Raw genomic sequence first — 14,060 nt, 5'->3', positions numbered from 1 at the left:
ATCACATACTTCTTCTGTATTGGCCGCCCACTTCGTAGAGAGAGTGGGTCATTTGTCCCAAAGAACAAACCTTTCCTGCTTCTACCAAAGCCTCAAATCCGTTCTTTCCGGAAAGGCAGGCGGCCTGTAGTTCCTTTAAGGCGTTAGCTGAATCTTCTTGGTTCCTGAACTGGAAGGCTTCCAATTCACTGATCTGGGCCTTTTTCTCGTCCTCGGTGGAACGGATCACTTCTTCCGGAAGAATTGTAGGAGATCCATCCTTTCCTAAGAAAGTATTCACGCCTATAACCGGGATTTCTCCAGTATGTTTTCTGTGTTCATATTCTAAGGATTCTTCTTGGATCTTATTTCTTTGGTACATTCTTTCCATGGCACCAAGAACTCCTCCTCTTTCGGAGATACGTCGGAACTCAGACAAGATCGCCTCTTCTACCAGATCGGAAAGATCATCAATGATAAAGGAGCCTTGGAGTGGGTTTTCGTTTTTAGCAAGGCCTAATTCTCTATTGATGATAAGCTGGATTGCCATCGCTCTTCTAACTGATTCTTCCGTAGGAGTAGTGATCGCTTCGTCATAAGCATTCGTATGCAAACTGTTACAGTTATCATAAATTGCATATAACGCTTGTAAGGTGGTTCTGATATCATTGAAGGCGATTTCTTGTGCGTGTAAGGAGCGTCCCGAAGTTTGGATATGGTATTTTAACATTTGAGAACGTTCTGATCCGCTGTATTTGTATTTCATACTTTTGGCCCAGATTTTACGTGCTACTCTACCTATCACAGCATATTCAGGATCGATCCCATTTGAGAAGAAGAAGGAAAGATTCGGAGCGAAATCATCAATCTTCATTCCCCGAGAAAGATAATATTCCACAAATGTAAATCCGTTTGCAAGAGTGAATGCAACTTGGGTGATCGGATTGGCTCCAGCTTCCGCGATATGATATCCGGAGATAGAAACTGAATAAAAATTACGGACCTTATTCCATATGAAATATTCCTGGATATCTCCCATAAGTTTTAACGCGAACTCGGTGGAGAAGATACAAGTATTCTGCGCTTGGTCTTCTTTTAAGATATCCGCTTGTACCGTTCCACGAACGGAAGAAAGAGTTTCCTTCTTTATTTTTTCGTAAACTTCTTTGGGAAGGATCTTATCTCCAGTGGTTCCTAAAAGAAGAAGGCCTAGACCGTCATTTCCTTTTGGGATCTCTCCTTTGTAATGAGGAACCGGGACTCCTTTTTTGGAATAGATCTCTGCAAGTTTGGATTTTGCCTCTTCTACTTTTCCTTCTGCACGGATATACTTTTCGCAGGTTTGGTCTATTGCGGTATTTAAGAAAAAGGATAAGAGCATTGGCGCAGGTCCGTTAATCGTCATCGATACGGAAGTGCTGGGGTTACAAAGGTCAAAACCAGAATAGAGTTTTTTAGCATCGTCTAAAGTGGCGATACTCACTCCAGAATTTCCGATCTTGCCGTAAATATCAGGACGAAGTCCAGGATCCTCCCCATATAAAGTAACCGAATCGAATGCAGTGCTCAAACGATGCGCCGGCATTCCATGGCTCACATAATGGAATCTTGCGTTTGTCCTTTCCGGCCCGCCTTCTCCTGCGAACATACGTGTAGGATCTTCTCCGGTTCTTTTAAAAGGGAATACTCCAGCTGCAAACGGGAACTCTCCCGGGAAGTTCTCAGTATAGGACCATTTTACGATCTCTCCCCAGTTACGGAACTTTGGAACGGAAACTTTTGGGATATTTAGATTACTTAAAGATTTTGTAAAATTCTCTACCTTGATCTCTTTGTCTCGAACCGTATAAGAGAAAAATTCTCCGGAATATTTTTCCAATTTGGAATCCCAATCTTTCAGGATTTTTCTGGTATCCGGATGAAGACCCGCTTCTCTTTTGGAATATTCTTCTTCCAGATCGGAAACGTTTTTTCCTCTTTCTTTTAATACTTCAATTGTACCTTGGATCCTATACAATACTTCAGCAGTTTCGGATTCCTTTTTAACAAAGTTTTCGTATTTTTCGCATTCTTCCGCGATTTCGGCCAGATATCTTTGTCTATCTGGGGGAATGATATGGATCTTTTGACTAGTTTCCGAACTGGAGGTGATGTTTGACTTCCAACCCAAATCGAATTTTTTATTTAAAGAATCAATCAAAGCTACGTAAAGATTGTTTGTTCCGGGATCATTGAATTGGGAAGCAATCGTTCCGAATACAGGCATTTTTTCAGGGGAATTATCGAATAATTTTCTGGATCTTTGGAATTGTTTTTGAACGTCTCTGATCGCGTCTAACGCTCCTCTTTTATCACATTTGTTTACTGCGATCAGGTCCGCATAATCAATCATATCGATTTTTTCCAATTGTGTGGCCGCTCCAAATTCCGGGGTCATCACATAAAGAGAAAGGTCCGATACTTCCGTGATCTCTGAGTCACTTTGTCCGATTCCTGCGGTCTCCACGATCACTAAGTCAAATTCGGAACTTTTAAGAACGTCTAAACTTTTTTTGACATTTCGATTCAACGCAATATTTGCTTCTCTAGTCGCGAAAGATCTCATATAAACTCTTGGATGAGAGATGGAGTTCATACGTATCCTATCTCCTAAGAGTGCTCCTCCCGTTTTTCTTTTGGAAGGATCTACAGAAATGATCGCTATTGTTTTGTCTTCGAAGTCGTGGATAAACCTTCTGACAAGTTCATCTGTGAGAGAAGATTTTCCTGCTCCACCTGTTCCGGTAATCCCTAAAACCGGGATTGTCTTTTTGGAGATCGGGAAATCCAATTTTTGGGGATCAATTTTTTTAGGATCATTTTCAGAAGACTCCACTAATGAAATGGATTCTGCGATCGCGATCGGATTCTTTTTACGGATCTCAGAGAAAAGATTTCCGTTAAATCTATGAGGGGGAATAAAATCAGATTTTTGTAATAGATCATTGATCATACCTTGGAGACCCAAGGAACGCCCGTCGTCCGGAGAATAAATTCTGGAAACACCGTACGCCTCTAACTCTTGAATCTCGGAAGGTAGAATTGTCCCTCCACCTCCGCCGAATACCTTGATATGAGAACTTCCTTTTTCTTTCAGAAGGTCTATCATGTATTTGAAATATTCTACATGACCCCCCTGATAACTTGTCACCGCGATCCCTTGCACATCTTCTTGGATGGCACAGTCTACGATCTCCTGGACCGATCGATTATGACCCAAGTGAACCACTTCCGCTCCGGAAGATTGAAGTATTCTTCTCATGATATTAATGGAAGCATCGTGGCCGTCAAAGAGTGAGGCGGCAGTAACGAATTTTAATTTATTATGGGGGATATAAACTTCTGATTCCATATTATATTCTCCTAATGTTCGAGAGTCGGCAAATTTTAACCGAACTTTGTTTGTTTTGTAGTTCGGAGAACGGTCGTTCAATAAATTCCATCTTTATATCTATCATGCGGTAGGAATAAGAATCTAGCAACCTTGATTTTAAGACCACAGGCTGTGATCCTATGTGGGACCTCCCACAAAGCTGACAAAACGGATGTTGGAATTCCAACAAGGCGAATAATGAAGATGTCGGAACTCTAACACGACGGACAAATACAATGTTGGAACTACTACACTAGGGTATTAATTTTAAAAAACCGAATGTTCTAAAACCGAAAGAAGAGGAAAATTAGACAAAGAATTCATTTTGCGTTTAAAACCGAAACTTTATATGTTCGTTTTTATGACGGATAGTTTCCTATGGAAAGAGATCTTATTCTCTAACGTGCCTTTAGAGGCTCTTCATATCTCCTTTTTAAAACCTGTGCTGGACCCGCTTACAATTTTGTTCCATCACTTGGGGTCTTCTCTATTTTTTATGGCCTTGGTCTCTCTGATTTATCTTTGTTTGGATAGAAAGATCGGTCTTAGAATGACACTCGGTCTTCTGATCGCAGGTATTGTGAATGGGGCATGTAAGGCACTTCTCACTATGCCGAGGCCGATCGGTTTGCCTTTTCCATCAGAACTAGGACTCATGGAAGGTTCTTACGGATTTCCATCCGGACATGTGCAGACAGCAGTGGTGTTATACGGAACATTATTTTTGCATGTACGAATTCCTTGGGTAAGGATACTCACTGCGTTTGCGATCTTATTCATGCCGATCGCAAGAATGTATGCAGGACTTCACTTTTTAGGAGATACCTTAGGCGGATTTGTGTTAGGTGCACTTGTATTATTCGGATTAGAGTTTTGGTTCTCAAAAGATCCGGGGATTTTAGAGCCTAGATTTGCAGGGCAATCTACGGACCAAAAAAGGTTGAAGTCACTCGTACTTTTTATTTTAGCTCTTACTGTACCTAGTATTCTTCTACAAGATCCAAGCCAACCTGAGTCTACGAATAAATCCTGGGAGCAGGTGATCTCTTCTGCAGGGGCACTTGCGGGTTTCGGGATCGGAATTTTGTACAACAAGAGGGTAGGGTTAGATTGGAAATCAGTCGATTCTTGGATCGTTTTTTTGATCAGAGTCGGTGTGATCATTCTTGGAATCTTGATCTTTTATTTGGCTCTTGGAAAAATTCTCTCCTCCTTATTAGGGGAAAATCCGGTTGCCAGATACTTTAAGTATGGGATCGTGTGTTACTATATTGGCCATCTCGCTCCCATTCTTTTGAAAAGGATACGCGGAGGCATCTATCTGACTTAACTTCATGCTTCGCCTTGGATCCTCCTTACAGTTCATTTCCGAAAGTATCGGAAAATTACGGACCTCCGGATTCATACGCAGCTTTTTTTCAGTAGGGTTTTCCAAGGTAATCGCCTCCCTACTGAATTTTATCTTCATGGTTTATTCCGTTCGTATCTTGAGTAAAAACGAGAACGGAATTTTCCAATACTATTCCGGATTTCTACCTGTACTTTTAGCAGTGGCAGAATTCGGATTACCCACCGCATTAGTTCGATTTCTTTCTCCAATGACGGAAGATAAACGTAAAATTGGAGTACTTCTTGCATCTTCTCTTTGGGTTAAATGGGCTGCATTATTTCTTTTGGTACTTGTTACAAGTGTGGCGGTTTATTTTTTAAAGGAGAATGCACTAGCTGCATTCCTTCTCGTATTCGGTAGCTTTGTTCTTTCTTTTAATTCATATTTCGAAAGTATTTTTGTTTCTTTTGGACAATACCACGCACTTTCCATTTGGTATCCTCTTCCGAACCTGATCCGTATTTTGATCCTGTATTTAGCGGATCAATTTTCTGATCATGCATTAGGGCATTTAGATATACTCGGGATCTTCTCCGTGGCCCCCGTTTTTACAATCGTTCTATTCTTTCTATTATTCCCGAGAGGAAAATTGCATTGGGCAGGTGATAAAGAAGAAGTCCGGCAACAAACAAAAGAACTCATCTCCTTCAATCGTTATGCGTTTTTAGCCTCTTTATTTGCGATCGTATCGGATAGAATGGAATTATTCTTTTTGAATAAGTACCATTCTAACGAGGCAGTGGCAGCTTACGGAGTAGCATTACAACCTTTCAGCGGATTTGTGATCTTATTTTCCGTTTTGAATTCAATGATCTATCCTAAACTTTCTAGGCTGACGGAAAATAAGGAATTCACTAGCTACTTGGGCAAATCTATCTTAATAGCCGTAGTATTTGCGCTGGCATTAGGACCTTGGGTGTTTTTAGGGGATTGGGTTTTCTCCGCTTTATTCTCCGGAAAATATCCAGAATCTGTTCCTGTATTCCACCTATTATATCCGAATTATCTATTCCAATTGGTGTTTTCTCCGCTTGGAATGGCTTTATTTGCATTAGGGCAACCTAGATTACTTGCCATACTTGCTCTTGTCAGATTGATCTTTGGGTTAGTTTTGGATAATCTTTTGATCCCTGAATACGGGACCATGGGAGCTGCAGGGGCCTTTTTCCTGGGTCAGATCCCCTCTTGGTTTTTACTCAGTGGTTATTTTTTAGCGTATTATAAACCTTCTGCTAAGTAACGAAACAATATTCCAATTTTAGAATATTCTGTCTTTCCAATATATGCTTAAACAGGTTTTACTTCTACTTTTTGAAGTTTTTTTACGAATGTGACTTGGTTTCCCTTATCATTATAGGAAAGCGAATCCACATTCATACGAACTAAAAAGATACCCCTACCTGAAAGTTGGCTCGCATTCGGATCTTGGACAGGATCCGGAACTCTCGCCGGATCAAAACCGTCTCCTCCATCTTCCAGGATAACAGTTACTCTTGTATCGTCGTAGTCCACTTCTACCTGGATCCATTCTTCCTTGGATTCACAGATCTTATCTACATAGGAGAAGTAATCGTTCTCCTGGAACATTAACTCTTGCTTTTGGTGATAATTGATATGAGCACAACCATGTTCTATCGCGTTGCCGATCAATTCGTATAAGGCCACTTTTAAGGAGAGTTGGTCCTCGTTATGCAGATTGGGGAGATGGGCCAAAGACTTTAGGATCAAATGAACATACTGGTTCAAATTTCCAAGCCTAGGAAGAAGTGCAAACTTTTGCCTTGATTCCCGGACCTGGAACATTCTTTTGTCCACCAGATCCTTGCCTGCGTAAAATAAGTTTTTAAATCTTAAGAGAGAATAACGGATCGCCTCCATCCGGAAAGGTTTTAGGAAAAAATCCACTGCTCCTAATCGAAGAGCATTGATGGAGATTTGGATGTCCTGATTTCCTGTGATAACTATAAAAGGAGTATCTACTCCTTTTTCCCTCAATTTAGTGATGAACTCTATGCCGTTCATCCTAGGAAGGCGAATATCGGTGATGATCAGATCGAATGTTTCCGACTCGGCTAAGCTTAAGCCCTGTTCCGCGGTTCCGGCCAGAACGAGTTCGTATTCGCTGCCGAAAATTTCCTGGAACAGATCTCGGATAACTTCTTCGTCATCGACGAAAAGGATTTTCATAATAAATTCCTAATTCAGAACTTCCGAATGCTTGGGCGTGACTATTCGGAAATCAAAAGAAAACACCGGAAAGGTATTCTAGTCAAGAATTTTGTCAGCGGATATTATCTAGAGAATCGAGAGAATATAAGGATTTTATCCTTTCGTCCAAACTTTTTAACTCTGACTTATCGAAAACTGCCAATTTATTTCCTGAAAACCGGAAGATTAAAAATTCGTCCTTATTTTCAGCAATAGCAGCTTTTAAACCCTCTACAGAATCCACAACTTTGTCGTTCACTGATTCTAAGATCAAATCTTGAAATTCCTGATAGGCCCTGTTTTTTTCGTCTGGGAAGGCTCTGGAAAGTAATACGATACGGCTTCTTTCTGGATGAAGTTTTTTAGAATAACTTTCCGCTAAGTATACTAACTTTCTATCACTGGAGGATTTGTATTTTTCGCCATATTCTTTCAGATACGTGTGAGTGAGTTCCGTAAAAAGTAATCCGCCCGCTATCAGATATTTAGGGGCGATCTTATCGGAACTTTCTGGAATTAAAAAAGAATCCTCGTTATACGGCTTTAGCTGATAACGTATCTCTCTTTTTCTACCGTCACGATATAAGGAAAGAGTTACCCATTCTCCCGAATTCAGATAGGATCCAGCTTTGCTGAGTAGGATATCATACAAGACTTGTTTTTGTTTAGAAGCAACCGGAGTTCCATTCACGGACAGTACCGCATCACCTGGAAAAAGATTGTGCATAGGACCGATCCCGGGAAGAACTTCGGAGACAACTGCACCCACACTACCTTTCGGAAAATAATAATCTTCTTCTGCAGGAGTTAAAGAACCTTCCGCATAAAAACCTGGATGAGGAAATGGAGAAAGAGAAGAAAATCTACTCTGATAAAACCGACGAAGAAGTTCCGCTCCTACATTCCAAGCACCGTCAGTAAAACCGCAGACTTTTTTCCCTGAAAAAAGAAAACTTCTGGTCCCGTCTTGGTTTTCCTTTCTCGCAAGTTTAGAAAGAGGTAAAATGGATTTAGAAAATTCTAAACTTCCCCATTCAAAATTTGTGAAGAAGGAAGAGCATACTCCTTGGGTCCTGGGGCTTTCTTCCAAAATAGCGATAGGGGAGGCTTTTTTAGATCTTCCAAAGTTTTCCGGAAGAAGTACGATGCCGAGTCCCGTATCCAGATCCACTTTTTGGAAATATGCCTTTCTCCCGGCGGATTCTTCCGGATGGATCTCCGCGAACAGTGGAACTTCTCCGGGTTTTAAAAGGGCAAGTGCCGTTCTTTCATCTAAACGAATTGCAGGAATTTTTTTCTGATAAGGTGTTCCCTTTTGGAAAGGATTATGGTGGGAATATTTTCTGAAATGGACCAGAAGTGAAAATTCCGAGTCTGCTTTTGCTTCTACCTTATCTAAAAATCCTAAAAGAGAGAATATCAGAAGGAACACAATTTTATGAGATCTCATTTTCCCTCCTTGGATTCGTCGGACTTGATATCGAACCTTTTTCTGACCCTTAGATCAATGGTCCTAACCGTTTTGGCATCTAGAACCAGGGGAAGTCCTACTCCTCTAAATTTTAGAACTAAGGTCCCGTTGGAATATTTTTTCCAATAATCCTTAAATTCGGCGATATTGGCCGGAGTTTTTCCATTAATGGATTCTAATATTTTAAAACGATAATTTAGGTATTTGGAGTTGAGAGGATCCGGAAAAATCGTAGTCAGTATTAAATCTCTTTCCGTAAATTTGAAAAGATCGTCTTGTATAAAATAACTATAATGGTATCTAAGAGCGGTTTCCACTCTTTGACTTTCTTTTCCGAATAATGCACGATTTACGGGTTGGAATAAAAGTCCCGCTCCTAAAAAACTTCTAATCTGGCGATCTCTATACAATTCAAGAGAATCGGTCTTTTTTAACTCTGCTTGGATCTTAAAGTTTTTACCGTTTCTGTAAAAATACAAAGTTAACTTTTGGCCCACAAAGCCCGGCTCGATCAGATCTACGATTGTTCTTCCCGTAAATTCCAGAAGTCCGCCTTCGTTATTCAAATACGCCTCATCTACCTTATATAAAAAATCATCCGTCTGCAAAACATCCGAAAAGGAAGAATTCGGATAAACTTTATTCACAAGCACACCTTGCAGATTTTGAGGAACTCCTAAATACTTTTTCACAGATTCTGAATTTCCATTTTGAAAAGTAAAACCTACGAATGGAAACCCGTCATATTGGCCGTCTTGGATATCCTTTAAGAAATGTTGCACCACTTCCGGTGGAATAAGATATGCGGTATTTCCCTGGATTTGACTGACCTCAAAAATAATCCCTGCCACTTTTCCATTTTGGATAGCAGGACCACCTGAATATCCTGGAAGGATATTCGCACTTACACGAATTACTTTTCTGTAATCTAAACCGGTGAAAGAGTATCTCAATCTTTCCACACGATTGACTAAACCGTTTTCTAGGGTGAGATTTTCTGCTCCTTCTGGATAACCCAACATCAAAAGATTACTTCCGAGGGAAGGGGATTCTTCCGTGATTTCCAGGGGTTCTACTCCGGCAAAAAATTCTTCGTCTTCTACCGAGATCAAAGCGAGATCGCAATCGAAACCGATAAATTCAACTTTTGCATTATAATATTTACTGCTATTAAAACGTTTTACCTTTAGATATTTGGATTCTGAGATCACATGAGCATTTGTTAATATTCTATTTCCGGCAATAATAAATCCGGAACCGACGTCACGAGAAAGATCTTGGTCCCCGAATTCCAACGGATCAGTTGCATCAGGATATATATCACTCCTGACGATAACCACTCCGTTCAATAATGTTTTAAGATCTGAATTTCCGTTAGTTTGGGAAAAAACGGGGATACTAAAAAATAGTATAAAACCTGCGCGAAGTATCCAAAACTTATTCATGAAACAACTCCGCGTCGGACCATACAATTTTATCCTTTTCTACCGATTCTAATTTCAATTTTGCCAGGTAACGTGCTCCTTCTTGGAGTTCTTCTGTGGGTTGGTTATCCACTAAAACATTTCCGCTCAGATCCGCTTTGATCCTGATCCAGGAATAAGGAGAATCCGGCAAACAACTGGCTTGGAAAGAATAATACAAAGATTTGTCCCAATAAAAATCCGCATCCTTACCTAAATAAAGAAGAGGGCAGGAAGAATCGAAGAAGATCTCTTTTCCTTTGGGAGTAGGGCGGTCTATCGGATGTTTTGCGATACTTAAGAAATATTGCAGACCAAAATTTACGGTAGAAGCCTTCTCCACCAGTTTTGTTTCCGGATTGGATTTCCCACCTGGAACAGGTTTGGCACTTGCAGCTTTCAAATTCTCCGCGGAAAATTCCAGCTCCCAATAAACAGTTTTGCCTAACTTGACCGGACCCTTCACTCTGAAAGAATCGATTTTTTCCGGGGAACGTAATCTTTCTTCTCCTGAATAAAAGAAACCGTTGAGTTTTTTTCCGGGACAATCCAGAGAAAGATATTGTATTTCTTCGGCTTCGGGAAGAGATTTAAACTTACATTCACCGATATGAACGGTCCCATGTTGTTTGAACCATTCTTTCAGAGGTCTTGCGTCTTTTTCTTTGGAGTATTTTCTCCAAGCTTCCTGAAATTCTTTCTCAGCAAAGTCTCCAATCCTGGAATTTGCTTTTTGGGTTAGGAGTTCTTCTGCAAAACTTCCCGAATCCGGAATAAAAACGGAAAAAAACAATAAAACTCCCAGGGTAGAAAAAGAAAGAAGGAGTCTTTTCGTTCTTAAAGTGAAAATATTCTGCATCGGGGAAAACATTCCTAATTATTATCGGTTCGGGAAAAAGCGGATTTTACAGATCTGTAAATAGAAGAGGAATTTCCGTAGAATTCTTGAGATTATGTCCCGAATTTCCAGGAATACGAAAAAAAAGTTAAACTCTGAAACGGGACTCTGGAATATGGTTAAAACTAAGAGTAAAAATTATAACGGTATTCATCTTGTCTCACTGGAGTTTTCTTAAAACCGACCTGAACGAAAAGCAGGACTTATTCATCGATTGCCGCTCCCAAGCGCAATATCAGGAATCCACCCTAAAGGGTGCGTATTATTTTCCATTCGTCAAAAAGGCTTTTGCATCCGATCCGGACTCTTCCAAAAAATTATTGGGTCCGATCGATGAGATACTTGCTCTGGCTAAAAAAGAAGAGAAGTCCAGGATACTGGTTTTCGACGAGGGAATGGGGATGTTCGCATCCAGACTCGTTTTTCTTTTGAGATCCGCAGGCTTTCAAAATGCGTTCCTAATCGGACAACGCTGGCCTGTAGATGGAACAAAAGAAAAAGGATCCAAAGAATTGGATATAGGTCCATCTTCCAAAATTCGTAAGTTGGAAGGAGTGATCGATAAAGCATTCTTAGAAAAGAACTTAACTAGACTCCAAATTTTCGACACTCGTACTCCTGAAGAGTATGATGGAAAACTTCCTCGTTTGACTGCTCCCGAGCCGGGAAGTCTATGCGGAAGATTACCTGGAGCATTTCTCTGGGATTGGAGAATGTTGTATGACGCGAACGGTGAGCTCGTGGACAAAACCTTCTTCAATAAAAAGTTAAGAGGGTTTCCTTTTATGCCGGAAAGAACCACGGTTATCTATGATTATAACGGAGCGAGATCCTCCTTGCTCGCAATGATGCTCAAAGAAGTAGGATATAACGACGTGAACGTTTACGTTGGTTCTTGGTTCGAATGGAGAAAATCCAATCTACCAAAACAAGCAGCGAATATTTACGGACAGACCGGGGCAGGAGCTTCTGCACCGAGAGTAGGTGGGGTTGACCGAAAAAGTTAAAAAAAGAAAGACTTCTTAAGCTTCTAAAAGAATCTCTCGTTAGTTTCTAAGAGGAATAACGATGAGGTTCTTTTTTATTACCAGCATACTATTTGCGTTTTTATTAAATTGCGGATCCAGATTTGAAAAAATCTCTCCGTTTTCCATTCCTCCTCAAGAATTCGACCTTGGAAACGGGATCAAAGCAGTATTCCTACCCACTGAACTCTCGTTCATCACTTCTAAAGGTAGAATATTAGAATTTTCACTTAAAGATTCGTTCCTTTCTTCCGCAAAAGGAGAACAGATCGTAAATTATAGAAAGGCAACCTTCAAGATCAAAGATAAGATCTTATTAGAATGTGGATCCCAAACAATTGAAAGTCTTGGACTAGAATCCGGTGCGTTACTCATCAAAGGAAAACTTTCAGGAAAGAATTGCGAAACAGGATACACGATCCGATTTGTTTCTTCTTCCAACGCTGGATTAGATTGGAAGGTAGAAATTGCAAATCCGGAACTAAATCGTACATTTATCAAATTCAAATCCGACGAATCTGAAAGTATCTACGGCTTAGGAGAACAATTTTCTCATCTCAATCTAAAAGGAAAAAAACCGTTCTTGTTCTCCGAAGAACAAGGAGTAGGAAGGGGAGACCAACCGATTACCTTGGGAGCAGAATTATTAGAAGGTGCCGGCGGAAACGAATACAGCACTTATACTCCGATCCCATTTTTTCTTACATCACGGAACAGAGCATTCTTCTTCGAAAACAGTTCTTATTCCGTTTTTGATTTTGAAGAAGATTCCGAAATTTCCATAGAGTTTAGAGAAAGAGGACTTAACGTAAAATCTTGGAAGGCCGCGAGCCCCAAGGAGATTCTGAAATTATATACTTCTCATACGGGACGATTTCCGAATTTGCCTGATTGGGCTTATGGGACCTGGCTTGGGATCCAAGGCGGAAAATCGGTCGTTTTGGAAAAAATAGAAGAGGCAAAACTTGCCGGAAATCCAATCAGCGCTCTCTGGATCCAAGATTGGGTCGGGCAAAGAAAAACAGTATTCGGTTCCCAACTCTGGTGGAGATGGTTTCCAGATGAAAATCGTTATCCCGATTTCAAAAACTTCGTAAAAGAATTAAACCAAAATGGTATTCAGGTTTTGGGATATATCAATCCAATGCTTGCCACCGAAGGTCCTTTATTCGAAGAAGCGGTCAAAAATAATTATTTAGTAAAAGATAAAGAAGGAAAAGATTATATAGTCCAAACCGCAGGATTTCCTGCGGGACTACTCGATCTTACAAATCCTAAAACCAGGATCTGGATCAAAAATATCATCAAACAAAATCTGATCGGTAACGGACTCTCCGGTTGGATGGCGGATTTTGGAGAATGGTTGCCGACAGACGCATTATTATTCTCTAAAGAATCCGCAGAGATTTATCATAACCGATATCCGGTAGAATGGGCAAGGCTAAACAGAGAAGCCATCCAAGAGGCCGGAAAAGAGGGACAGATCGTATTTTTCACTCGAGCAGGTTACAGTTATTCCAATAAATATTCCACTTCCTTTTGGGCGGGGGACCAAATGGTAAGCTGGGGAAGACATGACGGGATCGTATCTTCTTTGATTGGGATCTTAAGCGGTGGAATGTCAGGACTCAGTTTAAATCATAGTGATATAGGTGGATACACTACCATTCCTAGTCCGATCAAAGATTATTTTAGATCAAAAGAATTATTCCTTCGTTGGGCAGAATTGAATGTATTCTCTCCTATATTTCGAACTCATGAAGGAAATAGGCCTGCTAAAAATCATCAACCCTATTCGGATCCAGATACAATAAAAGAATTTGCAAGATATGGACAGATACATCTTGCATTAAAAGAATATTTTAAATTTTTAAATAAAGAAGCTTCCGAATCGGGGCTTCCACTACTACGACCACTCTATCTTTCTTATCCGGAAGATATGAATACCAGAGACTTACAAAACCAATTTTTACTCGGAGAGGATCTGCTTGTAATCCCAGTCTTAGAAAAAGGAGAAGATTCAGTAAAAGGATATCTACCTAAGGGAGAATGGGAACATGTATGGACAGGCAAAACTTTTCAAGGAGGAGTTTGGACAGAAGTGGAAGCTCCGCTTGGATCTCCTGCGATCTTCTTAAAAAAGAAAGGTTCCTGGTACGAAAAATTAAAGTCTGCGTTATCGGGTTTTAAAAAGAACTAAAAGGCAGGGTTTTA

General features: G+C 40.3%; 9 protein-coding genes. 4 read left to right on the top strand and 5 right to left on the bottom strand.

All coding sequences use genetic code 11. The features are described from left to right. Position 1 precedes the first annotated feature (1 nt). Positions 2–3,370, bottom strand: coding sequence for a methylmalonyl-CoA mutase family protein (locus CH365_RS18380; protein ID WP_100770061.1), 3,369 nt, complete (start codon positions 3,368–3,370; stop codon positions 2–4). 346 nt (positions 3,371–3,716) lie between these two features. Here CH365_RS18380 and CH365_RS18375 point away from each other — a divergent pair, with 346 nt between their 5' ends. Further along, positions 3,717–4,721, top strand: a complete 1,005-nt coding sequence (locus CH365_RS18375; protein ID WP_100770003.1) for a phosphatase PAP2 family protein — start codon at positions 3,717–3,719, stop codon at positions 4,719–4,721. Between the two features lie 4 nt (positions 4,722–4,725). After that, complete coding sequence (locus CH365_RS18370) at positions 4,726–6,021, top strand: oligosaccharide flippase family protein (RefSeq protein WP_100770002.1); 1,296 nt, start codon at positions 4,726–4,728, stop codon at positions 6,019–6,021. 47 nt (positions 6,022–6,068) lie between these two features. Here CH365_RS18370 and CH365_RS18365 read toward each other — a convergent pair whose 3' ends face one another. From CH365_RS18365 to CH365_RS18350, 4 genes are all read right to left on the bottom strand, one after another. Beyond that, positions 6,069–6,968 carry an ATP-binding response regulator gene (locus CH365_RS18365; RefSeq protein WP_100770001.1) on the bottom strand — a complete coding sequence of 300 codons (900 nt, stop codon included), beginning with the start codon at positions 6,966–6,968 and terminating at the stop codon, positions 6,069–6,071. A 94-nt stretch (positions 6,969–7,062) separates the two neighbouring features. After that, complete coding sequence (locus tag CH365_RS18360) at positions 7,063–8,439, bottom strand: PDZ domain-containing protein (RefSeq protein ID WP_100770000.1); 1,377 nt, start codon at positions 8,437–8,439, stop codon at positions 7,063–7,065. Beyond that, positions 8,436–9,905 (bottom strand): S1C family serine protease, encoded by a 1,470-nt coding sequence (locus tag CH365_RS18355; protein WP_100769999.1) that lies wholly within the window; start codon positions 9,903–9,905, stop codon positions 8,436–8,438. The genes CH365_RS18360 and CH365_RS18355 overlap by 4 nt, the downstream gene beginning before the upstream one ends. Then, positions 9,898–10,782, bottom strand: coding sequence for an LIC11113 family protein (locus CH365_RS18350; protein WP_100770060.1), 885 nt, complete (start codon positions 10,780–10,782; stop codon positions 9,898–9,900). The genes CH365_RS18355 and CH365_RS18350 overlap by 8 nt, the downstream gene beginning before the upstream one ends. A gap of 194 nt (positions 10,783–10,976) precedes the next feature. Here CH365_RS18350 and CH365_RS18345 point away from each other — a divergent pair, with 194 nt between their 5' ends. Together CH365_RS18345 and CH365_RS18340 are read left to right on the top strand one after the other, a co-directional pair. Next, positions 10,977–11,828 carry a sulfurtransferase gene (locus tag CH365_RS18345; RefSeq protein ID WP_100769998.1) on the top strand — a complete coding sequence of 284 codons (852 nt, stop codon included), beginning with the start codon at positions 10,977–10,979 and terminating at the stop codon, positions 11,826–11,828. 61 nt (positions 11,829–11,889) lie between these two features. Beyond that, on the top strand, positions 11,890–14,046 hold the full coding sequence (locus tag CH365_RS18340) for an alpha-glucosidase (protein ID WP_100769997.1): 2,157 nt from the start codon (positions 11,890–11,892) through the stop codon (positions 14,044–14,046). The last annotated feature ends 14 nt before the right edge of the window (positions 14,047–14,060 follow it).

Origin of the sequence: Leptospira neocaledonica, from assembly GCF_002812205.1 — a bacterium.
Lineage (GTDB): Bacteria > Spirochaetota > Leptospiria > Leptospirales > Leptospiraceae > Leptospira_B > Leptospira_B neocaledonica.
Note: the sequence above shows the minus strand (reverse complement) of the source record. Positions and strands in the feature narration are given on the sequence as shown.

What these genes read in the sequence shown, in the direction of transcription:
- CH365_RS18355 (WP_100769999.1), bottom strand. Translation starts at nt 9,905, where the DNA reads ATGAATAAGTTTTGGATACTTCGCGCAGGTTTTATACTATTTTTTAGT.
- CH365_RS18365 (WP_100770001.1), bottom strand. Translation starts at nt 6,968, where the DNA reads ATGAAAATCCTTTTCGTCGATGACGAAGAAGTTATCCGAGATCTGTTC.
- CH365_RS18360 (WP_100770000.1), bottom strand. Translation starts at nt 8,439, where the DNA reads ATGAGATCTCATAAAATTGTGTTCCTTCTGATATTCTCTCTTTTAGGA.
- CH365_RS18340 (WP_100769997.1), top strand. Translation starts at nt 11,890, where the DNA reads ATGAGGTTCTTTTTTATTACCAGCATACTATTTGCGTTTTTATTAAAT.
- CH365_RS18350 (WP_100770060.1), bottom strand. Translation starts at nt 10,782, where the DNA reads ATGCAGAATATTTTCACTTTAAGAACGAAAAGACTCCTTCTTTCTTTT.
- CH365_RS18380 (WP_100770061.1), bottom strand. Translation starts at nt 3,370, where the DNA reads ATGGAATCAGAAGTTTATATCCCCCATAATAAATTAAAATTCGTTACT.
- CH365_RS18370 (WP_100770002.1), top strand. Translation starts at nt 4,726, where the DNA reads ATGCTTCGCCTTGGATCCTCCTTACAGTTCATTTCCGAAAGTATCGGA.